This is a genomic window from Pedococcus sp. P2_E4 (assembly GCF_056403935.1).
Window position 1 is genome coordinate 1 of sequence record NZ_JBFUEO010000036.1, and the last position, 22,323, is coordinate 22,323.

Here is a 22,323-nt window from a genome sequence, read left to right on the forward strand (position 1 = left end):
CCGGGTCAGTGCGCGAGGCGGCGCGCCAGGCGCCGGGCCAGACGGCGACCGGGGTAGGTCGCGGGGAGGCGGAAGAGGACGAGCGCGCGGATCTGGTCGCGGGCGAGGGAACCGATGCCGATCGTCCAGGAGTCCGTGACCCCCGGAGCGGTCTGGTTGTCACTCTCGACCCAGTAGCGCGTGGGGTCGGCCGGGTCACGCATTGTCACCCGCTTGATCGCCAGCGGTCGCCGGGTGCCGTCGGCGTCGTCGGGCAGCCGCACGATCGCGAGGCGACCGAGCCGCGGTGGCGCCCCGCGCAGCACCACCAGCCGGTCGCCGGTGTGCAGGGTGGGCTCCATCGAGCGCCCGCGAACCCGAACCACGCCGATCACCGTCACGAGGTGCCGCCTTCCGTCTCGGGCTCATCATGCCCAGCCCCGACCCGCGATGCACCCCGGGTCCACGTCGTGGCCCGACGAGAGGGGCCCGACGAGAGGGGCCCRTCGGCTGGTCGCCGTCGGGCCCCTCTGGTGGTGTCGCGGGTCAGGCCTGCTGCTCGGCCTGCTGCTCAGGCTGCTGCTCAGGCTCCTCGCGGCTCATCCGCCGCAGGAACGCCTTCGTGCGCTCGTGCTGTGGGTTGGCGATGACCTGGCTCGGGGGACCTTGCTCGACGACGACCCCGCCGTCCATGAAGACGACCCGGTCGGCGACCTCGCGGGCGAACGACATCTCGTGGGTCACCACGATCATCGTCATCCCGTCGTCGGCCAGCTGACGCATGACGCGCAGCACCTCGCCGACCAGCTCGGGGTCGAGCGCCGAGGTGGGCTCGTCGAACAGCATCAGCTTGGGGTCCATCGCCAGTGCCCGGGCGATGGCCACGCGCTGCTGCTGCCCGCCCGAGAGCTGGGCGGGGTAGGCGCCGGGCTTGTCCTTGAGCCCCACCTGGTCGAGCAGGGCGAGCGCGCGGGTCCGTGCGTCGGCCTTCTTGACCCCCTTGACCTGGATCGGCGCCTCCATGATGTTGTCGAGGGCCGTCATGTGGGGGAAGAGGTTCCAGCGCTGGAACACCATGCCGATGTCGCGACGCTGGGCCGCCACCTGCTTGTCGGTCAGGTGGTGCAGGTGCCCGCCCTCGTCGCGGTAGCCCATGAGGTCACCGTCGACCCAGATGCGGCCACCGTCGATGGACTCGAGCTGGTTGATGCACCGCAGGAAGGTCGTCTTGCCCGAGCCGGAGGGCCCGAGCAGGCAGACCACCTCACCCTTGGAGACGTCCATGTCGATGCCCTTGAGGACCTCGTTGCCATGGAAGGCCTTGGTGACGTTGACGGCGTGGACCAGGGGCTGGGTCGTGTCGTCCGCCGTGGTCGTCGCGTCGGCCTTGGCCGTGTCGTCGGTCTTGGTCGTGTCCTTCGCCATCACAGACCTCCTCCGCCACCGCGGAACCTGAGCATCCGGGCCTTCATGGCGCCGGGGCTCGACGTGGTGCCGAACCCCCGGCCGAAGCGTCGCTCGAGGAACGACTGCCCGACCATGAGGATGCTGCACAGGATGAGGTACCAGGCAGTGACCGCCACGAAGGACGGCATGATCTGCAGGGTCCTCGTGCCGACGGCCGACGCTTGGTAGTAGAGCTCGACGTTGACCGGGATCGCCGTGAGGAGCGAGGTGTCCTTGACCATGGCGATCGTCTCGTTGCCCGTCGGCGGCACGATGACGCGCATGGCCTGGGGGAGCACGATGCGTCGCATGGTCTTGCCCGACGACATGCCGAGCGCCTGCGCTGCCTCGTGCTGGCCCTTGTCGACCGACTGGATGCCGGCGCGGGCGATCTCGGCCATGTAGGCCGCCTCGGACAGGCCCAGCCCGATGATGCCCATCATGATCGACGAGCTGAACTGGTTGACGTCGAGCGTCAGGAACGTCAGGTCGCTGCTCAGCCCCAGCAAGTCCGCGAACTGCTGGCTGAACGGCAGCGGCCCGAGGTCGAGGGTGGGGTAGAGGTAGCCGACGCCCGTGCCGAGCATGCCCAGCAGGACCAGCCGCGGGATCGCCCGGAAGAACCAGGTGTAGACGAACGACACGCTGCGCAGGACCGGGTTGCTCGACAGCCGCATGATGCCGACGATAACGCCCAGGACGACGCCCAGGACCATCGAGCCGATGGTGCCGACGATCGTGCCCTTGACCAGGCCCTCGAGGACCGGGTTGAAGTTCATGATGCGCAGGGCCTGCGGGAAGTTCCACTTGTCGTTCGTCACGAACGAGCTGATCATCATCGCGAGCAGGATCGCGATGACGGCGACGGCCACCCAGCGTCCGGGGTGGGGAACCGGCCGGGCGTGGATGGTGCCCGGCCGGTCCGTTGTGTCCTCAGTCATGAGTGGTGGGGGTCATCCTGCTCACGGGTTCACGGCGAAGTCGCCGATGCCGCCGGACTCGTTGCCCCAGGTCTTGAGGACACTGTCGTACGTGCCCTCCTCCTTGACCTCCTTGAGGGCCACGGCGATGGCGGTGGCGAAGTCTGCCTCGGTCTTGGGGACCACGAAGCCGTACGGCGCCGCGTCGTAGATCTCACCGAGCGCCTCGAGCTGGCCGCCCGTCTGCTTGACCGCGTAGAGGCCCACGGGCGAGTCGGCGAGCATGGCGTCGGCCTTGCCCGAGATGACGCTCGCGGTGACCTTGCTCTGGTCGGCGTCGATGATCTGCTTGATCGGGGCCTTGCCCGCCTCGGTGCACTTCTTGGAGCGGGCGGTCAGGTCGTCGATCTGGACCGTGCCCTTCTGGACGCCGATGTTGAGGCCGCAGGCGTTGGCCGGGTCGACCTTCTTGGGGTTGCCCTTCTTGACGGCCCACTGGGTGCCGGCGTTGAAGTAGCTGACCATGTTGACCTGCTTCTTGCGCTCGTCGTTGATGGTGAACGAGGAGACGCCGACGTCGTACTTGCCCGACGTCACACCGAGGATGATCGTGTCGAAGCCGGCGTTCTGGAACTCGGCCTTGAGGCCGAGCTTGGCGGCGACGGCGTTGAAGATGTCGACGTCCATGCCCTGGACGGTCTTGCCGTCGTCGGCCAGGAACTCGTTCGGGGCGTAGGACGCATCGGAGCCGACGACGATCTTGCCGGCGGTCTTGATCTTGGCAGGGACCTGAGCAGCGAGGGCGGGGTCCACCGAGCCGGTGGTCGAGCTGGAGCTGGACGAGCTGGAGCTGGACGAGCCGTCGAGGCTGTCGGAGCCACAGGCCGAGAGCGCCAGACCTGCGGTGGCCAGACCGACGATCAGGAGGGTGGTCGGGCGGAGGCGGTGGGTCATGCGTGAGGTTCCTTCCTCGTATGCGGTGTGGGCGGCTGGCTCGGTGAGCCGCGCCACGAAGGGGCTGAGCGGCATACTGCCACTCAGCACCGCAGCACGGGCCGGACTCGCGGGACACGGGCCCAAATCGAGACGTTCACCCCGACGGACGACGGAATCAGTGGCGGCACAGGCCTCGCGGTGGGCGATGCGGGTCACACTCGCGTCGCAATGGTGGTTTTCGGCACCGGGGCGTGCCACCATGAGCGAGCGGGTCACCCCCGCCTTCGCGTCTGAGAGGCCACACCCGGCTGAGGTTGATCGCGGCTGGCACCACGCCGCGTTTCCAGTGTGAGCCCCACGCCTGTCGATTCCTGAGGTGATTCCGCAATGTCCGCGTTTCCGTCGTACCCACTCTTCGACCCCACCGACCCGGTCTTCCGGGCGCACGAGGGCGGCAAGCTGGGTGTACACGCCACGCAGCCGCTGAGGGACCGCGCCGACCTGGCCCTGCTCTACACACCGGGGGTGGCCGACGTGTCGCGGGCCATCGCTGCCGACCCGAGCCTCGCGAGCCGCTACACGGCCCGGGCCAACACGGTCGCCGTCGTCACCGACGGCACCGCCGTCCTCGGCCTCGGTGACATCGGGCCGCTGGCCGCGATGCCCGTCATGGAGGGCAAGGCCGTGCTGTTCAAGCACTTCGCGGGCGTCGACGCGGTGCCCGTGTGCATGGAGACCGGGTCGGTCGACGAGCTCGTCGACGCCATCGCCCGGATCGCCCCTACCTACGGCGGCATCAACCTCGAGGACATCTCGGCGCCTCGGTGCTTCGAGATCGAGCGGCGGCTCCAGGAGCGGCTCGACATCCCCGTGTTCCACGACGACCAGCACGGCACGGCGATCGTCGTCCTGGCCGGGCTCGTCAACGCGGCCCGGGTGGTGGGGCGCGAGCTCGCGTCGCTGCGCGTCGTGGTGTCGGGAGCCGGTGCGGCAGGTGTGGCGGTGACCAAGCTGCTGGCCCGCGCCGGGGTCGCCGACATCACGGTCTGCGACTCGCGAGGGATCATCGCCCCCACCCGCGACGACCTGGCCGACCACAAGCGCAAGCTGGCCGCGACGACGAACCCCCGCGGGCTGTCCGGCGCGCTGGCCGTGGCCCTCGACGGCGCTGACGTGTTCGTCGGGGTTTCCGGCGGGTCGGTGGCAGAGGTGGACATCGCCCGGATGGCGCCCGACTGCATCATCTTCGCCCTCGCGAACCCAACGCCCGAGGTGCCCGTCGACGTGGCCGCGCGGTACGCCGCGGTGGTCGCCACCGGGCGTTCGGACTATCCGAACCAGATCAACAACGTGCTGGCCTTTCCCGGGATCTTCCGCGGGGCGCTGGACTCCGGAGCCCCGCAGGTGACCGAGGCGATGAAGCTCGCGGCGGCTGCGGCCATCGCCGGACTGGTGTCGTCTCCCACGGCTGAGGAGATCGTGCCCAGCGTCTTCGCCGAGGGAGTGGCCGACGCCGTGGCGGCAGCGGTGTCCCGCTTGGCGTGAAGCGCCCGCCCCCAGGCGTGGCCCGGTCTCAAGACGGGTCGGCCGGCTGACGCTGGTCGTCCACGAGCCGTGCGACGGCGACTCCCTCCGAGGTCACGTCCGACACCACGGTGCCCTGGGCCGACGGCCGCACCACCACGCCGGGGGTGTCGCGTCCGGTCGCCCCCGGTCCGATCGCGACGTCCCGGACGTCGCAGTCGGGTGCCGCGATGGCGACCTGAGGCAGCGACGAGCGGCTCCGGGAGTTGTCGTCAGCACTGAGTCGCCTCCCTCGGCTCCCCGCGGCGGTCTCGGCGAGGACGAAGCCCTCGGCGCCGTTCCCGCGGGCCGTCGAGGCGCGCAGGTAGGTCTTGGGTCCTGCTACCGCGAATCCCGCCGCGCGGTTCTGCTCGGCGGTCACCTGGTCGATCGTCGCTCCCGCGACACGACGCTCGACTTCCACCCCCACGGTGTTCGCGGCTGCGGTGGCTGATCGCAGGACGATGCGCGCGCCCGCACCGGCGATCAGGTATCCGGGCCCGTCGTTGCCCGACGAGGACCCGCCGATCACGTCGACGTCCACGGCGCCCTTGCTCCCGCTCAGCACGACGCCCGGGCCGCGGTTGCCGAACGACTCGACGTCTCGTAGGACTGCCTGGACCCTCTCTCCCTTGTTCGGCTCCACGTCGATGCCGGCACTCGGGTCCGTGCGTGCGGGCCAGCCCGTGCCGGAGTACCTGCCCCGGATCACCTGCAGCCGCGAAGCCGACGTCACGGACAGCCCCTGGCGGCGGTTGTTCTGCGCCGTGCAGTTGGCGAGAACGACGTCCTTGGCTCCTCCACCGACGTAGAAGCCGTCTCCCCAGCACTCGGTCACCACGACGCCGTCCAACCGCGTCCGATGGGCGGCTCCTGCGACTCGGATCCCATGGCCCCATTCGCCGTCGTCGCCGAGGTGGGACCGCACGTCGCCCACGATGTTTCCTCCGGTCACGCTGCAGTCCGGCGAGGTGACGTACAGGATCTGGTAGTTGCCCAATGCGCTCGGCGCAAGCTGCAGGACGGTCTGGCGCCCCAGGATCAGGCGCGTGCCTGGCGTCTTCATGACCAGGCACAGGCCCTTGTCGTCGGCGGTGAGGTGGTACGTCCTCGCCTCGAGGCGAACGTCGCCGCCTGCGCCGAGCAGCGCGTTGAGGCTCTTCGTGTCGGTGGACGGCGGCGGCGGAGGCGAGTCGAACCGGCCGAATGCGGCGGCCACTCCTGCCACTCCTGCCACGCCAGCCAGCCCGGCCAGGGCGAGGGCCTGGCGTCGGGAGGTATGGGCGGGCATGAGTGCATTCTGCACGTACCCCTCACAGGGCACGAAACGCCCGCTGGCGCGGCCGTGCGCATGTCATGGGCATGCTTGCGAAGCGGCTACAGTGTTGCGCAACGTCTGCGATTCAACCCCTTTTGAGGAATCTGTGCGTCTTTTGATTACCGGCGGAGCCGGCTTCGTCGGTTCGAACCTCGCTCGTCTCGCGCTGGCAGCCGACCATCAGGTCACGATCATCGACGACCTGTCGACTGGGTTCGCCGAGAACCTCGAGGGCTTGGACGTCGACTTCATCGAGAAGTCCATCCTCGACCAGGACGCCATTGCCGGCGCGATGTCGGGCGTCGACTCGATCGTCCACCTGGCTGCCCTGGGCAGTGTCCCTCGCAGCATTGCCGATCCGGTGGCAACCCATGCGGCCAACGCGACCGGCACGCTGTGCGTCCTCGAGGCTGCCCGCAGTGCCGGCGTGAACCACCTCATCGCGGCCTCGTCCTCGTCCGTCTACGGTCTCAACCCCGCCCTGCCCAAGGGTGAGCGGGAGTGGGTGCGGCCCATGAGCCCCTACGCCGTCACCAAGCTGGCCACGGAGCAGTACCCGTTGGCCTACCAGCAGTCCTTCGGCCTCTCGAGCGTGGCGTTCAGGTTCTTCAACATCTACGGTCCCCGCCAACGCGCGGGGCACGCCTACGCCGCCGTGATCCCCACCTTCATCGATGCCATGTTGCGCTCGGAGACGGTCAACGTGAACGGAGATGGCACCCACTCACGTGACTTCACGTACGTCGGCACCGTGTGCAAGGTCCTCCTCGATGCGTCGGAGCGACGTCTGAGCCACCCCGAGCCGGTCAACCTCGCGTTCGGCACGAACACCACCTTGTTGGAGCTCATCGCCGACCTGGAGCGCGCGACCGGCTCGGCCGCGGTGGTGGAGCACCGGGCTCCGCGAGCGGGGGACGTGAAGCACTCCCAGGCCGACAACGCCACCCTGCGCGCGCTCTTCCCGGGGATCGAACCGGTCAGCTTGGAACAGGGTCTTGCCGAGACCGTCATGTGGTTTAAGGAGAACCTGTGAAGAATGTCGTAGTCGTTGGTCAGGGGTATGTCGGACTTCCGATGGCCCTCCGCGCCGCTGAGAAGGGCCTGCGTGTCGTCGGTCTTGACACCAACGCTGGGGTGGTCGATCAGCTCAACGCCGGCCGCAGCCACATCGATGACATTACCGACGAGGAGCTGAGCGCCGGGCTGAAGGCCGGTTACAGCGCCTCGGTCGACCCCTCGGTCATCTCCACTGCCGATGTCGTGGTCGTCTGCGTGCCCACGCCGCTGAGCCCCGACGGCGGTCCTGATCTTCGGCCGGTCGAGGCGTCCGCACGGGCCATCGGCGCCCACATCCGACCCGGGACGCTCTGCATCCTCGAGTCCACCACCTACCCGGGCACGACCGAAGAGGTGTTCGCTCCGCTCGTCGTCGGCCCCTCGGGACTCGAGATCGGGACCGACGTGTTCATCGCGTTCTCACCCGAGCGCATCGACCCCGGCAACGTCGAGTTCGGCGTGAGGAACACCCCCAAGGTCGTCGGTGGGCTGACGAGCGCCTGCGCCACGCGTGCCACGGCTTTCTACGGACTCTTCATCGACACGGTGATCGAGGCGAAGGGGGCCAAGGAGGCCGAGATGGCCAAGCTCCTCGAGAACACCTTCCGTCACGTCAACATCGCCCTCGTCAACGAGATGGTCCGCTTCTGCGACGAGCTCGACATCGACCTGTGGGATGCCATCGACTGTGCAGCCACCAAGCCCTTCGGCTTCATGCCCTTCCGACCCGGTCCCGGTGTCGGCGGTCACTGCATCCCGGTTGACCCGTCGTACCTCAGCCACCGCGTCAAGGCCAAGCTCGGCTACGCCTTCCGCATGGTGGAGCTCGCCGAAGAGATCAACGAGGCCGCCCCCGGCTACGTCGCCTCCAGGGTGTGGGGCCTGCTCAACGACCAGCGGCGAGCAGTCAACGGCGCCAAGGTCCTCCTCGTGGGTGTGACCTACAAGCCGAACATCTCCGACTGCCGCGAGAGCCCGGCAGACCCGCTGGCTGCCCGGCTGCTGTCGTGGGGAGCGGACCTGCGCTTCTTCGACCCGTTCGTCCGCTCGTGGCGGCCCGAGGGCGTCGACGCCGAGCTCGAGAGCGCGGCCGACGTGACCGAGGCCGCAGCCGAGGCCGATGTCGTCGTGTTGCTCCAGAACCACGACGGGATCGACCTGGAGATCCTCGCCAAGACCGCGCGCCTTGTCCTGGACACTCGGGGTGTCATGGCCGAGAGTGACAACTGTAGGCGGCTGTGAAGGAACGCGAGGCCTACGTTCGGACGTCACGCGCTGACCTGCGCGTGGCGTTCGTGATGAGTAGCGCAGGGGTCGGCGGCACGGAGGCCCAAGCGGCGCTCCTCGTCCGAAACCTGCTCGCGCAGGGGGTCGACGTCGAAGTGGTCCTCCTGTCGTCGGATCTGCAGATGCAGGACTTCGCTGGCGCCCGGCAGCACGTGCTCGGTACCCGCAGTGTCCTTCCAGGTCCCTTCGCCCTCCTGACCAAGGCCACTCGACTTCGTCGGGTCCTGCGTCGGGGGGACTTCTCCCTGGTGCACTCGGCCATGGCCGAGGCGTCGGTCCTGACATCGTTGCTGGCCCCCAGGAGCCTGCCCGTCGTGAGCTGGCGCCGGAACATGGGTAACGCCTCGACCTCAGGGAGGCTGCGTGCTCGGGTCGAACGATGGGCCGCCTCGAGGGCGGACTACCTGGTGGGCAACTCCGACGGCGTCCGCGACTTCTGGACGAGCCAGGGCCAGGTCCCACGAGTGGCCTGGCGGACGATCCCCAACGCCATCGAAGACTGGCGCTTCGAGAGGACGGCTCCGGCGCAGGTCGACATCGCCACGGAGCACGTGCTCTTGTCGGTCGGCAACCTGCGGTCGGTCAAGCGTCACGAGGACCTGGTGGAGGCTGCGCGACTGCTGAGGCTCGACGGGCACGACGTCGGCGTGGTCGTGGTGGGCGACGGGCCCCGACGAGAGCAGCTCCTGCAGCTGGCTGAGAGCGCGCGGGTGCCGTTGTCGCTGCCCGGTGTCGCGACCGACACCCGGGCCTACCTCGCCGCTGCAGACGTCTACGTCCACCCGTCCGAGAAGGAGGGGGCGAGCAACGCCGTCGGGGAGGCGCTCGCCCAGGGGGTTCCCGTCGTGTCCACCGCCGTGGGAGATGCGGCCACCCTGCTCGACGGGGTCGGAAGCTGCGTGCCCGTGGGGCGGCCCGACCTGCTGGCCGCGAGCATCGCGTCCTACCTCCGCGCACCGCAGCGTGCTGGCGCTGCTCCGCGGGTCGCGCGTGCAGCAGAGCGCACCGTGGAGCGCATGGTCGGTCAGCACCTGCAGATCTATGGGGACCTGTGCGGCGTCGACGCCGAGACCGCCTCACGCGTGGGCCCGGCACGATGAGCTCGACCAACGAGGCAACCGAGTCAATGCGCATCGACTTCGTCATCGGCACCGCCAACCGTGGCGGGGCCGAGAGCCAGATGATCCGCCTGGCCCACGAGCTGAGGAGCCGCCACCACGATGTGCGCCTGACGTTCCTCTCTCGTGGCGGCCCCCTCACGAAGCATGCCGACGATCTGGGCGTCCCATGGGAGGTCGCGCGCCCGACCAGCATCCCGAGCGACACCCTGAGCGCCCTTGCCGCCTATGCTCGCCTGGGCCGGATCCTCCGGCGCCGGCAGCCGCACATCATCTGTGCGTGGCTCGGCGGGGCGATCTGGCCGGCCCTGCTCATCGGTGGGGCGCTGACGGACGCCCGACTGGTCGGTGGGCTGCGTGGCCAGGTGCGGCTCTCGGGTATCCCGTTCCAGGACCGGCTCCTGCGGATGGCCCTCAAGCGTGCGCACGCCGTCACCGTCAACGCGCCCGATCTCATCGAGCACGCCACCGAGTGGGGCGCCATGGCATCGCGAGTCCACTTCATCCCGAACGGTGTCGATCTCCCCTCTTGGCAGGCGGATCCAGGCCGACACCAACCACCACGCGCCGTCGTAGTGGCGAACTTCCGTCCACACAAGGGCCACGACCTCCTGGTCGAGGCGCTGACCCACGTCACGCAGCCCCTGAACGTCCGCCTCATCGGCGAAGGACAGATGCGCAAGCCGACCGAGGACGCTGTCAGGCAGCGCAAGCTGGCCGAGGTCGTCGACTTCGCGGAGCATCCCGCCCACGTGCCGACCGAGCTCGCCGACGCCCAGCTCGCCATACACCCCTCGCGCACCGAAGGTCTCTGCAATGCCATCCTCGAAGAGATGGCGGCTGGGCTGCCCGTGGTGGCGACAGACGTCGGAGGGACCAGCCTCCTCGTGGAGGACGGTGTGAACGGCTTCCTCGTCGAGGCAGGCAACGCGCAGATGCTCGCCCTGCGGATCGACGAGCTCGCGGCGGACACCGCGCTGCGCCTGACCATGGGCGAGCAGTCGAGGATCAAAGCAGTCGACTTCTCGTGGCCGACCTGCGCCACGAGGAACGAGGAGCTGTTTGCCAGCCTCGGGCCGATGGGTGACCGGACGTGAGGCGCCTCAAGGCCTTCCTCGCCCTCTACCCGCCCGTGGTGAGCAGGTCCGTACGCGTGGGTGTCGTGGTCTCGGCGTGCATGTCCATCGTCGACTTCGCCTCGCTCCTGCTGCTGCTGCCGGTGTTCAGCCAGCTCGCGGGCGGAGGACAGGGCAGCATCCGGCTGATCCCGTGGTCGATCGAGCCGCGTTCTCTGGCCCTCGCGGCCATGACGCTCATGATCCTGCGATCCATGTCGATGTTCGTGTTCCGCTGGTGGTGGTCACGTCAGGCTTCCCGTGCCGAGCTCGCTCTCAGCTCGCGGTTGCTGGGGGCCTACGCCCACGCGCCATACAGCTTCCACCTGCGCAGCAACTCCTCCGAGCTGCTGACGCGGACCGTCTCCCACGTCGGGATGGCCACCAACACGGGACTGAACGCCGTGGTGCTCGCGTCCGCGGACCTCACCATGACCGCCGGGTTGGCGGCAGGTCTCTTCGTGGCCAACCCCTGGGCCGCCCTGGCCGTCGTCTCCTACCTCTCGCTCGTTGCCGCGCTGTTCATCTTCTGGAGCCGGCGGGTCACCGTGCGCGCGGCGAGTGAGTACAGCGGCAACGTGTCACACGTCTACCGGCTGGGTTCGAACCTCCTGCGAGGCATCCGCGAGCTGACGGTCAGCGACGGGCGCGATGAGGCACTGGGCTCGGTCGGCCGGGCACGTGGCCAGATGGTCGCCGCCCAGAAGCGGATGATCTTGATCGGTGAGGTGCCCAAGCTCACCCTCGAGGTTGCTCTCTACGGAGCCATCCTCATCGCCCTCATGGTGATGCTGTCGAGCTCCAACGCCAGCGACACCCTGGCGCTCGTGGCCCTCTACGTCGTGGCGGGCATGCGACTCCTGCCTGCCCTCACGAGGGTGCTCACCTACGTGAACCAGTTCCGGACCGGCACGCGGCTCGGAGAGGAGATCGCGAACGAGCTCGAGAGCGTTGCCACTGCCCGGCTGTCGGAGCCCGCTGGATCGGCAGGCGCAATGCCGGCCCGCGCCCGCCTGGAGGTCGAGGGGATTCGCTTCGCCTACGACCCGGATCGGCCCGAAGTGCTGGCCGGGATCTCGCTGGACATCCCCTTCGGATCCCATGTCGGTTTCGTGGGGTCGTCAGGAGGCGGCAAGAGCACCCTGTTGAACATCATCCTCGGCCTGCTCAAGCCCACGGCCGGCACGGTGACCTACGGCGGCGTCAGTGTCGGGCTCGCCAACCCTGAGTGGTTCGGCAAGATCGGCTACGTGCCGCAGGACGTGTTCCTCCTCGACGACACGGTGGGACGGAATGTCGCACTGGGTGACCTGACGCCTGATGCCGAGCGAGTCTGGGCCGCACTGCGCGACGCCTCCATGGAGGGGGTCGTACGCTCCCTGGACCGCGGACTCGACTCGACGATCGGTGAGGCGGGCTCGCGGCTCTCGGTGGGGCAGCGACAACGCCTCGGGATCGCCCGGGCGCTCTACCGCCAGCCGGAGGTCCTGATCCTGGACGAGCCCACTGCTGCCCTGGATGCGAAGACCGAGCTCGAGATCGTGGACACGATCAACGGCCTCCGACAGAACATGACCATCATCAGCGTCGCTCACCGGGTGGGCACTCTCGTCGACTGCGACGTGGTCTACGAGCTTCACGGCGGTCGCGCCCTGCAGCGGGACTCCGCCTGACATGGCGTCCGTGAAGACCCCGGCACGGGTGGCGGTCCTGGTCGTCATCAGCGGTCCGTTGCTCGTCGGCCTGTACCTCACCGGGCTCTACCGGCTGGTGCTTTCGTTCGGGCCCTTGCTCGCGATCTTCGCCGTCCTCGTCCTGTGCACGCGGCACTACCCCAAGCTGGCATTCACGCTGGCGCTCGCCCTCCCCATCCTGGCGAGAATCCTCCCCTCCGTGCTCCCCTCGCCGCTGCTGCTCATGTACGTGAGTGGAGGGGCGATGGCGATCCTGTACCTCAGAGGCCTTCACCTCAGGGGAGCGGCCGCGACGCGGACCGGGCATGCAGCGCTTCTGGCGTTCCTGTTCCTCAGCATCTTCGTCGGGGTCCTGGGCCACGGGCGGGTCGTGGACGCCAAGCCCCTGATCACGGCCGTCATCACCACGGGGCTGGTGGGGCTCAGCGTGATGCACCTGGACTTCTCCAGCCGCGAGCTCACGCGCTGCCTGGCTGCTGTCGGCGCCTTGATCTCCTGGGCCGGGGCCGGGGCAGAGGCACTGGCCACCAGCCGCGGCAGCGCGGTCCTCGGGCTGAACGCCAATGGCATCGGGCTCATCGCCGCCTTCGGGCTCACGGCGGCCCTCACGAATGTCCTGCGGGACGACCGCCGTTGGCTGTTCCTCTATGTTCCGTGCGCCCTTGCCTGCACGTACGGCCTGCTGGCGGCCCGCTCGCGCGGTTCCTGGCTCTTGGTCGGCATCGCGCTCGTGGCCTTCTTCCTCTACCGCTACATCTCCAAGGGTGGGATTGCCGGCCTCGCGGGACTGCTCGTGTTCGGCGGCATCGTCGCGTACGCCGCGCCCAAGATCTTCGACTACCTGAGCGTCGCGACCGGCCGATTCCAGGCCGGCGCGGACCAGAACATCGGGGTGCGACAGGATGCCCTCCTGTTCAGCCTCCAGGAGGGGTGGCGGCATCCGTTCGCAGGGGTCGGCCTCAACGCGATGGACATCGTGGCGATCGACGCGGGAACGGAGTTCGGCGGACTGCGTGCCCACAACCTCTATGCCGGCGTCTTCGGTGAGACGGGGTTGTTCACCCTCCTCGCCCTGCTCATCCTGTGTCTCGAGGCCGTGCGGCGCTCGCGCGTCCACGACCGGGCCAGCTTCGCTCTGGTCTGCCTCGCCCTGGCCAGCGGGGTGACCGTCCTCTGGTGGCCCTCCACCCTGATGGCCAGCATCGAGCTGCTCGTGCTGGGTTGGGCCAGCTCGCTTCCTCGGACGGCTCCGAAGGTCATACCGAAGGCCCACCATGCCCGTCGTATGCGAGAAGGGGTCGCGTCATAGACGTCAACAAGGTCACCGCCTCCACACCCAGTTTCCGGCGTGACATCCAGGGCCTTCGGGCCATCGCCGTCCTCACGGTGGTCGCCTACCACGGGGGCGGTCTCATCAGGGGAGGCTTCGTCGGGGTCGACGTGTTCTTCGTCATCTCCGGTTACGTCATCACGGGGTTGTTGCTGCGCGAGTGGCGCAGGTCGGCGCGAATCAGCCTGCTGAGCTTTTACGCCCGACGTCTTCGCAGGCTGCTGCCGGCCGCCGCGCTGAGCTCGGCGTTCACCCTCGTCGGTGCGGTGCTGCTGTTGAGCCCCCTGGGGATCCAGAAGGAGATCGCCCAGGGAGCCCTCTCCTCGGCCATGTTCGTGTCCAACTTCTTCTTCGCCATCTTCACGGGGGGCTACTTCCAGCCCGCGGCCGAGTCGAACCCCTACCTGCACACCTGGTCGCTGTCGGTCGAGGAGCAGTTCTACCTGGTCCTTCCGGCCACCATGGCGTTGGCCCTGAAGGCCTCCCGAGGGTCGACGAAGGCGCTCCGCTGGGTGCTCGCGAGCGGAGCCGCCGTCAGCCTGGTCCTCTGCGTGTGGTTCACCTTCGGGTCTTTCCCGTTCAACACCCTGGTCAATGCGCGGCTCCCCGAGCTGGCGTTCTACAGCTCCTTCACCCGGGCGTGGGAGTTCCTGGCTGGTGCGCTGATCTGTACGCTCCCGCGCCTGGTCCGACCACGCTGGGCCACCGTCGTGGGAGTTGCGGGACTGGCGGGCCTGATCGGCTCGTACACGCTGCTGACGTCGGAGAGCGTGTTCCCCGGCGTCTGGGTGCTCCTGCCCGTCGGCGCCTCGGCGGCCCTCCTCGCGGCAGGGCACCTCGGTGACTACGGCGTGCTCCGACGACTGCTCGAGTCGCGCGCCCTCGTCTGGATCGGGGACCGTTCGTACTCCTGGTACCTCTGGCACTGGCCGGTCATCGTCTTCGCGCGACAGCTCGGTGAGTCGCGCTGGATCCTGGTCGCGGCCGCGGTGTTCTCCCTGGTCCCTGCGGCGCTGGCCTACCGGCTCGTGGAGCATCCGATCCACACGAGCATCCGGTGGAACAAGATCCCGGCCGCCATCGCCCTGGGGCTGGCGTGCACGACGGCAACGGTCGCGCTGGGGGGTCTGTTCTGGGCGGGGCAGTCGCAGGCGTGGGGCGACTCACGAATCGCCAGCTACCGCACCCAGCTCGAGGCCTCACACATGGACTCCGCGAACGGCTGCCTCAAGGAGGCTCCGGTCGGCGCCCGGAAGCCCGGTTCGTGCCTGTGGAAGGTCCCCGAGTCCAAGGGCCGCATCCTGCTGATCGGCGACTCCCATGCGGGAGTCCTCGCCGATGCGGTCGTCCCCGCTGCCAACGCCCTGGGGTATGACGCGGAAGTGGCCGTCTTCGGTGGATGCCCGTACAACCTCAGGGCGGTCTACCCGAAGGAAAGCTGTCGCACGTTCAACGAACGGGGCGTGGCCTACCTGAAGCAGCACCGGGGCGAGTACTCCGCGATCGTCACCTCCAGCTCGACGCTGAGCTACGTGCGCCAGGAGTGGCTGGCCGATGGTGCCATCTCGTCCGACACCGACCTCGTGGAGCGGGCAGCCGCCAGCTGGTCCGACGACCTGGCCCAGACGATCACGGACGTGGGCATCCCCACGCTGGTCATCGGGGACGTCCCCCGCTTCGTCGACTTCCCGGAGTGCCTGAGGCCGTCGATCGTGCAGCGGCCCGAGCCCGGGTGCGGTGTGGACCCTGGAGGATCCGAGCTGGAGACGGTCAGGAGAGTCATCTCGCTGGAGCAGGCCAGGGCGGTGACCGACGTCGGGGCCCGCTACTTCGACGCGGCGAGCCTGTTCTGTGCCGACGGCGGGTCCTGCCACGCGATAGGTGGCGACGGCTCGCTGCTGTTCCAGGACTCCGGGCATCTGTCCGTTCACGCTGCCAAGGGAACCGAGCCCGTCGTGGCCCGTGAGATCAAGGCGCTCCTGGGCTAGCGCTCGCCGGGCACCGTCGAATGCCTCGGATGAGGCACGGCGTTGCTGGTGCTCCTGTAGAGGCGATCCAACTCGCTCCAGACCTGCTCGGGCCTGAAGTCGTCGAGCGCACGCTGCCTGGCGCGCGCCCCCATGCGTGCCCGCGCCCCGGGGTCGCTCGCGAGTCTCACCAGCGCTGCCTCGAGGGCCTGCGGGTCATGGGGTGGAACCACCAGCCCCGTCACGCCATCGATGACGCTGTCCACGGCTCCGGTTGCGGTGGTCGTGACCGCAGGCAGGCCTGCGGCGGCGGCCTCGAGGACGACGTTCGGAAAGCCTTCCCTGTGGGTCGGAAGGGCCAGCAGGTCTGCCGCTGCGAGGAGCTGTGACACGCTGCCGCGCCAGCCCAGGTGGATGTGGCGCGGCCCGAGGGCGTCCAGGCCGAGGCTCGAGGTGTCCTCCACGTCACCCTGCGTGACGAGAACGGCTGAGTGCAGGCGCGGCGAGCCGAGAGCCGTGCTCAGCTCTGCGATCCCCTTGTCGCGACGGACGCGCCCGATGTAGGCCACGAGGGTCTGGTGATCTCCGACACCCAGCGCGGCTCGCTCGGACGCCCGGCTGTGTGCCCGCACCTCCTGCCAGATCCGCGCGGCGTCGACGCCGTTGCTACTGCCGTGGGAGATGACCAACGGTTCCTTCCCGGCGCAGAGGTCCAGTCTCATCAGCTCGTCACGAAGGGACGGGCTGACCGCGACGACATGGGTGGCGCACCAGGACGAAAGGCGTTCCATCGACTCGAGCAAGCGCCGGCGCGCGCCGCGCTCGGACTCCAGACGCAGCCCCCGCACCAGGTAGACCCGGGTGGGAACACCGAGGATCCGGCCGGCGACCAACGACAGCAGAGCCGCTTTCGGAGTGCTGGCGTTGAGTACCGCTGGCCGGAGTCGACGAATGAGGCGAAGCCAACGGCTGAACGACCGGAGGTCCTGCCAGAGGCTGATCTCGCGGGCGGTGTGGATCTCGTGGACCGGGACACCCTCTCGGTCGCGCACCTCGTCGACCCCCCTGCCGGGGGAGCACGCCAAGGTGACGTCCCAGCCCTGGTCGGCCATGTACCGCAGCTGGCCGCGCAGGAAGGACTGTGCCACGGAGGGGACGGTGACTGCGTAGAGGAGTCCGGTGCGCTCGACTCGCCGCTGCCGCTTGCGGCTAACCACCGGCACCCACCCGCAGCCCGAGCGCCGTCCACCCAGGCCGGCCCACCGGCGGGCTCCAGCCTGCTCCCGTCAGAGAGCTCTGGGCCTGGGCTTGGCCGAACCAGAGCATGTCCAGCCGCCGGGCGTGGGCCTCGAGCGGGGCGAAGACCCTGGAGGAGAGGCGGGCGAGACCGAGCACGCCCCTGGCCGCGACATCCGGGAGGACGAGGACACGGCGGGCGCCGAAGCTCTCGAGCAGTGTTCGCGTCGTGAGCCCCTCCCACGGATGGATCACGTTCCCCGTGAGGTCGGACGAGGTCGCGAGGAAGGCCAGGGCGTCTGCGACATTCTCCAGCAGCGCCTGCGGCGAAGGTCGCTGGCGGTGTGCCGGCCCGGCAACACTTGCGAGCGGGCTCCGCGCGATCTTGACGAGCGCGCGCGTGATCCGACGATCCGCCGCATGGACGCTCGGTGGACGGTAGGTCGCCAGGGCTCCGGGATCGAAGGCCTTGACCACGACCTCACCAGCAGCCTTCGACTGTGAGTAGGGGGAGAAAGGCTGGACCTCGTCGCTCTCGTCGAGCGTGGGCCTGGTGCCCTGGACGACGGCGCTGCTCACGTGGACCAGCCGGTGCACCCCGGCGAGGGAGCATGCCCGAGCGACCACGCCCGGCAGGACGGCGTTCGCTCCCATCAGCTGCGCCACCTCCCTCGAGGAGGCGTCGGGCATGCCGGCAGCGTTCACGACCACTGCACAACCCGAGAACGCCGCTGCGAGCGTCTGGCTGTCCAGCTCGTGCAGCAGCACAGCCGAGCACGGGTCCTCGCCGGCTGGCAACGTGAGCCGTGGAGCGGGAACCTCCACGACCGTGGCCCCACGGCGGCGCAGTGCCTGACAGACCGCGCGACCGACGAAACCGCTGGCGCCGACGACGCCCACGGACTGCCCCCCACGGGCTGCCCACTGCTCGCCCGGGTTCTCGGAAGGCGTCACGACAGGCCCCTTTCCGGCAGGCGGGTGGCTGCGATGTAGAGGGCGACCACACTCACGGTGATGACTACGGCCAGGCCGGGAGACACGAGGGCCCACGCCACCGTGATGAGGAGGGACAGGGCCGCGAACACGCTCGAGACGGTGGTGTGGCTCAACCCGTTTCGGGAGACGAGCCGTTGGTAGACGTGCTCACGGTGGGCCTCCAAGAGGTTCTCCCCCCGCGCCGCGCGCCGCACGAGGGTCCAGCCTGAGTCGGCCACATGGAGGAAGAGCGGGGCGCTGACGGCCACGACGCTGCTCCCACTGGCCCACGCGATGATGATTCCCGAGGCAGCCAGGGCGCCGAACAGGTAGCTTCCCGAGTCGCCGAGGAAGAGGCGAGCGCCCGGAACGTTCCAGGGAAGGAAGCCCAGGGCTGCACCGGCAGTCGCTGCGCCCAGGACCGAGAGGGCCGCCACTCCGTCGCGATGCCCGATCACGAGGGCCCCGACCCCCCACACGCTGATGGTGAGCGCCGTGATGCCGTTGATGCCGTCCATGAAGTTCACGACATTCACAGCAACTGCCGCGACAGCAGCGCCCACGAAGATCCCGCGAACACCCCCCAGGGTCGCTCCCACGACTCCTCCGGCCAGGCACTGGGCCAGCAGCCGGGGCAGCGCCGGCAGGCTCACCCGGTCGTCCGCGAAGCCCACGAGGGCCAGTCCCGCGCACGCCAGTGTGGCCACCCACCCGACGTCCAAGCCGCGCCACGAGCCAACACAGGACGCAAGCAGCACCCCGATCAAGCAGGCCAACCCTCCGCCTCGCGGCACCAGGGCCACATGGGAGGAGCGATGGTTGGGGATGTCGAGAATCCCGTACCGGTGGGCCGCCCGGCGCACCAAGGGGGAGAGGCCCGCTGTGACCAGCAGCCCCGTCAGCAGCTCAAGCACCGGACTAGTCGCCCCTGCCAGCGGTGGCGACGCGGGCGGCCCCGGTGGACTCGCGTCGCATCCACTCCGCAGCGAGGTGGTTGGAGTCGATCCGCACGGAGCTGACGGCGGCAGTGGCGAGCGAGGGAACGTCGACGCTGGACACCAGGCGGTGGGCCGTGTCACGGCGGTCCTCGTCGTCGGAGAAGAGCTCCTCGCCAAGTTTCTCGCCCGGCCGCAAGCCGGTGAACACGATGTCGATGTCGCGGCGGCCGGACATCCGGATCAGGGTGCGGGCGACGTCGACGATCTTCACCTGCTCGCCCATGTCGAGGACCATCACCTCGCCGTCGCGGCCGATGGAAGCCGCCTCGAGGACGAGCTGGCAGGCTTCGGGGATGAGCATGAAGTAACGCTCGACGTCGGGGTGGGTGACCGTGATCGGGCCACCACGCTCGATCTGGGCGGTGAAGGCGTGCACGACTGATCCGCGCGAGCCCAGGACGTTGCCGAACCGCACCGAGACGTACCGCCCCGGGAAGGAGCCCGCGAAGTCGGCCGTGAGTCGCTCTGCCACCCGCTTGCTGTGGCCCAGGACGCAGATCGGGTTGGCGGCCTTGTCGGTCGAGATGTTGACGAAGGTGCCCACGCCGGTCTCGGCGGCGGCGTGCAGGACGTTGAGGGTGCCCAGGACGTTGGTGTAGAAGGCCTCAAGGGGATGGGACTCGAGCAGGGGCAGGTGCTTGAGTGCCGCCGCATGGAAGACGATGTCGGGTCGGGCGCGCCCGAAGGCCCGATTCAGGGCTTCTCGGTCGCGGATGCTGGCGAGGATGAGCTCGTCGCTGTCGAGCAGGCCGTTGCCGTGAAGGCTCATCTGGGTCCCCTGCAGGCCGGACTCGTCGCGGTCGAGCAGGAAGAGCTTGTCGGGCCCGAAGCGGGCGATCTGGCGGCAGAGCTCTGAGCCGATCGACCCACCGGCTCCCGTGACGAGGATCCGCTTGCCGGCGATCTGCTCGGCGATGACGGCCATGTCGAGCTCGACGGGCCGACGGCCGAGCAGGTCCGCGACGTCGACGTTGCGCAGGTCGCCCGCGGTTGGACGCCCGCCGATGATGTCGCGGATCGGCGGCAGCGTGAGCACCTTGAGGCCGGCGTCCTCGCCGAGGGCGACCAGGTCACGGATGGTGCTTGCCTCGGCCAGGGGGAGGGCGATGATGAGGGTGTCGGCGTCGTGCTTGGCGGCCACCCGGCCCATGTCGGTGCGCGTGCCGCGGACCTTGACGCCCTCGATGCGTAGGCGAGCTTTGGCCTTGTCGTCGTCGAGCAGCGCGACGGGGAGGTAGCCGCTGCCCACGTCACGGATCAGGCTCCGGGTCAGGCGGCGACCCGCCTCGCCGGCGCCGAAGACGATGGCCCGCTGTTCCTCGCTGTGCGCCAGCGCTTGGCGCGACCGGATCGATCGGATGATGAAACGAGCAGCGAACATCCCCAGCATGGCGAACGCAGGCGCCGTGAACGGCACGCTCCTGGGGATGGGACCGAGGTGGAGCGCGAAGACGAGGACCATGAGGACCAAGGTCGTCAGTACGACCGTGCGACCCACGTCGTTGGTCTCCTCGAAGGAGCCGCGCTCGTGCCCGACGGCGTAGGGGCCGACGAAGGCGCCGAAGCCCACCTGGGCCGTCACGGCTGCGACCGCGAGCCAGAGCAGGGGTGCCGTGAGGACCAGGTCGAGGACCAGGTCGTAGCGGAGCCAGGCCGCGAGGAAGATCGCCACGGCCCAGGCGAAGGAGTCGATCAGCGCCCAGATCCACCGGTTGAACCGCTCGCGTCGAGCGACGGTGCGTGGCGGCATCCCCGGGTCCTTCCGTGTTCGCGTGTTTGACGAGCAAACCGTTCATTCGGCTTGGCCGCGGCAAGTTTACAGGTCAACCACGCGTTCACCTGACCGGACATGTCGTCACAACGGGCAATTTCTCCGTGAGGGGTCCGGCTCAACCCAGCGAGCGGTAGAACGAGACGCACTCGTCGTAACGGGGGAGCAAGCCGCTCTGGAGGGCCTCGGCGAGGGACGGGGCAGCGCCGTCCTTGGCGGAGAGGAGGGGTGCCGACATCCCCTCGGGCAGGACGAGTCCGACCTCGGGGTCGAGGGGGTGTATGCCGTGCTCCCTGGCCGGCGCGTAGGGGGCTGTCACGAGGTACATGGCCGTCGTGTGGTCCTCGAGGGCCGCGAACGCGTGACCCATGCCCTCGGGGAGGTAGACGGCCCGCCGGTCCCTGGTGTCGAGCAGGACCGAGTCCCACTGGCCGAAGGTGGGTGAGCCGACCCGGATGTCCACCACGTAGTCGACGATCGAACCGGTCATCACGGTGACGTACTTCGCCTGCGACGGCGGGACGTCGGCGAAGTGGATGCCTCGGACCGTCCCGCGGGACGAGACCGAGACGTTGGTCTGGACGATCTGGGGCCGGTGGCCGATGTTCTCGGCCAGCAGGTCTCCCCGAAATGCCTCGAGGAAGGCGCCACGTTCGTCGCCGATGACGGTGGGGGTGATCTCGAACGCGTCCGCGATCTTCAGGGGACGGATCTGCATCAGCGTGCCTGGTCCGCCGGGTCGTCCAGCAGGCCCTGCAGGTAGCCGCCGTAGCCGCTCTTGGCGAGGGACTGCGCGGCTGTGGCGAGCTGCTGGTCGTCGATCCAGCCGTTGCGCCAGGCGATCTCCTCGGGGCAGCCGATCTTCTGGCCCTGGCGGCTCTCGACGACGTGGACGAACTGTGACGCGTCCATCAGGCCCTCGAAGGTGCCCGTGTCCAGCCACGCCGTGCCCCGTTCCAGGACGGTCACCATGAGGTCGCCCCGGTCGAGGTAGGCGTTGTTGACGCCGGTGATCTCGAGCTCGCCGCGCGCGCTGGGTTCGAGCTCGCGGGCGATGCCGACGACGTCGTTGTCGTAGAAGTACAGCCCCGGCACGGCGTAGTTGGACTTCGGCTCGGCGGGCTTCTCCTCGATCGAGATGGCCCGCCGTTGCGCGTCGAACTCGACGACGCCGTAGGCCGAGGGCTCGGTCACGTGGTAGGCGAAGATGTGCCCACCCCGGACGTCCGTGTTGGAGCGCAGGGCGGTGCCGAGCCCCGCGCCGTAGAAGATGTTGTCGCCGAGGACCAGCGCCACCGAGTCGGAGCCGATGAAGTCGGCGCCGATGACGAACGCCTGGGCCAGGCCCTCCGGACGGGGCTGCGCGGCATACGACAGCTGCACGCCCCACTGGGAGCCGTCCCCGAGAAGCCGCTCGAACTGGCCCTGGTCGTCCGGGGTGGTGATGACCAGGACCTCCCTGATGCCGGCCATCATGAGCGTGGACAACGGGTAGTAGACCATCGGCTTGTCATAGACGGGCATCAGCTGCTTGCTGATCCCGAGCGTGATCGGGTGCAGGCGCGTGCCGGAGCCGCCAGCCAGGATGATCCCCTTCATGCTGGTCACGGTACT

19 protein-coding genes are annotated in these 22,323 nt (G+C 69.0%); 8 read left to right on the forward strand and 11 right to left on the reverse strand.

Annotated elements, in window-relative coordinates; genetic code table 11:
• Window positions 1-5 precede the first annotated feature (5 nt).
• The 4 genes from AC1DV7_RS14700 to AC1DV7_RS14715 form a co-directional block, all read right to left on the reverse strand.
• The gene (locus AC1DV7_RS14700; RefSeq protein WP_477597879.1) at window positions 6-380 is read right to left on the reverse strand and encodes a S24/S26 family peptidase; all 375 of its coding nucleotides are present in this window, start codon (window positions 378-380) and stop codon (window positions 6-8) included.
• Window positions 381-525: 145 nt separating this feature from the next.
• Window positions 526-1,404 (reverse strand): amino acid ABC transporter ATP-binding protein, encoded by an 879-nt coding sequence (locus AC1DV7_RS14705; protein WP_477597880.1) that lies wholly within the window; start codon window positions 1,402-1,404, stop codon window positions 526-528.
• Entirely contained in the window at window positions 1,404-2,366 is a 963-nt protein-coding gene (locus AC1DV7_RS14710; RefSeq protein WP_477597881.1) for an amino acid ABC transporter permease, read from the reverse strand. The genes AC1DV7_RS14705 and AC1DV7_RS14710 overlap by 1 nt, the downstream gene beginning before the upstream one ends.
• Window positions 2,367-2,387: 21 nt before the next feature.
• Window positions 2,388-3,299: an ABC transporter substrate-binding protein gene (locus AC1DV7_RS14715; protein ID WP_477597882.1), complete on the reverse strand. Its 912-nt coding sequence runs from the start codon at window positions 3,297-3,299 to the stop codon at window positions 2,388-2,390.
• A gap of 369 nt (window positions 3,300-3,668) precedes the next feature.
• Between AC1DV7_RS14715 and AC1DV7_RS14720 the strand changes: the two genes are divergently transcribed.
• On the forward strand, window positions 3,669-4,826 hold the full coding sequence (locus tag AC1DV7_RS14720; protein WP_477597883.1) for an NAD(P)-dependent malic enzyme: 1,158 nt from the start codon (window positions 3,669-3,671) through the stop codon (window positions 4,824-4,826).
• 28 nt (window positions 4,827-4,854) lie between these two features.
• On the opposite strand, the gene AC1DV7_RS14725 is transcribed toward AC1DV7_RS14720, so the two are convergent.
• Window positions 4,855-6,135 carry a right-handed parallel beta-helix repeat-containing protein gene (locus AC1DV7_RS14725; protein ID WP_477597884.1) on the reverse strand — a complete coding sequence of 427 codons (1,281 nt, stop codon included), beginning with the start codon at window positions 6,133-6,135 and terminating at the stop codon, window positions 4,855-4,857.
• A gap of 133 nt (window positions 6,136-6,268) precedes the next feature.
• Here AC1DV7_RS14725 and AC1DV7_RS14730 point away from each other — a divergent pair, with 133 nt between their 5' ends.
• From AC1DV7_RS14730 to AC1DV7_RS14760, 7 genes are read left to right on the forward strand one after another with little or no spacing between them, the layout of a single operon-like run.
• Window positions 6,269-7,195 (forward strand): NAD-dependent epimerase/dehydratase family protein, encoded by a 927-nt coding sequence (locus tag AC1DV7_RS14730; protein ID WP_477597885.1) that lies wholly within the window; start codon window positions 6,269-6,271, stop codon window positions 7,193-7,195.
• Window positions 7,192-8,460, forward strand: a complete 1,269-nt coding sequence (locus tag AC1DV7_RS14735) for a nucleotide sugar dehydrogenase (RefSeq protein ID WP_477597886.1) — start codon at window positions 7,192-7,194, stop codon at window positions 8,458-8,460. The genes AC1DV7_RS14730 and AC1DV7_RS14735 overlap by 4 nt, the downstream gene beginning before the upstream one ends.
• A 56-nt stretch (window positions 8,461-8,516) precedes the next feature.
• Complete coding sequence (locus tag AC1DV7_RS14740) at window positions 8,517-9,605, forward strand: glycosyltransferase (protein ID WP_477597887.1); 1,089 nt, start codon at window positions 8,517-8,519, stop codon at window positions 9,603-9,605.
• Entirely contained in the window at window positions 9,602-10,720 is a 1,119-nt protein-coding gene (locus AC1DV7_RS14745) for a glycosyltransferase (protein ID WP_477597888.1), read from the forward strand. Before AC1DV7_RS14740 ends, AC1DV7_RS14745 begins: the two co-directional genes overlap by 4 nt.
• Window positions 10,717-12,411 carry an ABC transporter ATP-binding protein gene (locus tag AC1DV7_RS14750; protein ID WP_477597889.1) on the forward strand — a complete coding sequence of 565 codons (1,695 nt, stop codon included), beginning with the start codon at window positions 10,717-10,719 and terminating at the stop codon, window positions 12,409-12,411. The genes AC1DV7_RS14745 and AC1DV7_RS14750 overlap by 4 nt, the downstream gene beginning before the upstream one ends.
• Window position 12,412: 1 nt before the next feature.
• Window positions 12,413-13,741: an O-antigen ligase family protein gene (locus AC1DV7_RS14755; RefSeq protein WP_477597890.1), complete on the forward strand. Its 1,329-nt coding sequence runs from the start codon at window positions 12,413-12,415 to the stop codon at window positions 13,739-13,741.
• A complete protein-coding gene (locus AC1DV7_RS14760) occupies window positions 13,654-15,750 on the forward strand; it encodes an acyltransferase family protein (protein ID WP_477597891.1) in 2,097 nt (698 codons plus the stop codon). The genes AC1DV7_RS14755 and AC1DV7_RS14760 overlap by 88 nt, the downstream gene beginning before the upstream one ends.
• Here the strand turns inward: AC1DV7_RS14760 and AC1DV7_RS14765 are convergent.
• From AC1DV7_RS14765 to rfbA, 6 genes are all read right to left on the reverse strand, one after another.
• Window positions 15,747-16,877, reverse strand: coding sequence for a glycosyltransferase (locus tag AC1DV7_RS14765; protein ID WP_477597892.1), 1,131 nt, complete (start codon window positions 16,875-16,877; stop codon window positions 15,747-15,749). The genes AC1DV7_RS14760 and AC1DV7_RS14765 overlap by 4 nt on opposite strands.
• 61 nt (window positions 16,878-16,938) lie before the next feature.
• Window positions 16,939-17,919, reverse strand: coding sequence for an NAD-dependent epimerase/dehydratase family protein (locus AC1DV7_RS14770; protein WP_477597893.1), 981 nt, complete (start codon window positions 17,917-17,919; stop codon window positions 16,939-16,941).
• Entirely contained in the window at window positions 17,916-18,647 is a 732-nt protein-coding gene (locus tag AC1DV7_RS14775; RefSeq protein ID WP_477597894.1) for an MraY family glycosyltransferase, read from the reverse strand. Before AC1DV7_RS14775 ends, AC1DV7_RS14770 begins: the two co-directional genes overlap by 4 nt.
• Window positions 18,648-18,858: 211 nt before the next feature.
• Window positions 18,859-20,688 carry a polysaccharide biosynthesis protein gene (locus AC1DV7_RS14780; protein WP_477597895.1) on the reverse strand — a complete coding sequence of 610 codons (1,830 nt, stop codon included), beginning with the start codon at window positions 20,686-20,688 and terminating at the stop codon, window positions 18,859-18,861.
• Window positions 20,689-20,827: 139 nt separating this feature from the next.
• Window positions 20,828-21,427 (reverse strand): dTDP-4-dehydrorhamnose 3,5-epimerase family protein, encoded by a 600-nt coding sequence (locus AC1DV7_RS14785; protein ID WP_477597896.1) that lies wholly within the window; start codon window positions 21,425-21,427, stop codon window positions 20,828-20,830.
• Window positions 21,427-22,308, reverse strand: a complete 882-nt coding sequence (gene rfbA, locus AC1DV7_RS14790) for a glucose-1-phosphate thymidylyltransferase RfbA (RefSeq protein ID WP_477597897.1) — start codon at window positions 22,306-22,308, stop codon at window positions 21,427-21,429. The genes AC1DV7_RS14785 and rfbA overlap by 1 nt, the downstream gene beginning before the upstream one ends.
• Between the last annotated feature and the right edge of the window lie 15 nt (window positions 22,309-22,323).

Excerpts from the sequence above, each read along its gene's own strand:
- AC1DV7_RS14705 (WP_477597880.1), bottom strand. The coding sequence starts at position 1,404 with ATGGCGAAGGACACGACCAAGACCGACGACACGGCCAAGGCCGACGCG.
- AC1DV7_RS14710 (WP_477597881.1), bottom strand. The coding sequence starts at position 2,366 with ATGACTGAGGACACAACGGACCGGCCGGGCACCATCCACGCCCGGCCG.
- AC1DV7_RS14715 (WP_477597882.1), bottom strand. The coding sequence starts at position 3,299 with ATGACCCACCGCCTCCGCCCGACCACCCTCCTGATCGTCGGTCTGGCC.
- AC1DV7_RS14720 (WP_477597883.1), top strand. The coding sequence starts at position 3,669 with ATGTCCGCGTTTCCGTCGTACCCACTCTTCGACCCCACCGACCCGGTC.
- AC1DV7_RS14725 (WP_477597884.1), bottom strand. The coding sequence starts at position 6,135 with ATGCCCGCCCATACCTCCCGACGCCAGGCCCTCGCCCTGGCCGGGCTG.
- AC1DV7_RS14740 (WP_477597887.1), top strand. The coding sequence starts at position 8,517 with ATGAGTAGCGCAGGGGTCGGCGGCACGGAGGCCCAAGCGGCGCTCCTC.
- AC1DV7_RS14745 (WP_477597888.1), top strand. The coding sequence starts at position 9,602 with ATGAGCTCGACCAACGAGGCAACCGAGTCAATGCGCATCGACTTCGTC.
- AC1DV7_RS14755 (WP_477597890.1), top strand. The coding sequence starts at position 12,413 with ATGGCGTCCGTGAAGACCCCGGCACGGGTGGCGGTCCTGGTCGTCATC.
- AC1DV7_RS14780 (WP_477597895.1), bottom strand. The coding sequence starts at position 20,688 with ATGCCGCCACGCACCGTCGCTCGACGCGAGCGGTTCAACCGGTGGATC.
- AC1DV7_RS14785 (WP_477597896.1), bottom strand. The coding sequence starts at position 21,427 with ATGCAGATCCGTCCCCTGAAGATCGCGGACGCGTTCGAGATCACCCCC.
- rfbA (WP_477597897.1), bottom strand. The coding sequence starts at position 22,308 with ATGAAGGGGATCATCCTGGCTGGCGGCTCCGGCACGCGCCTGCACCCG.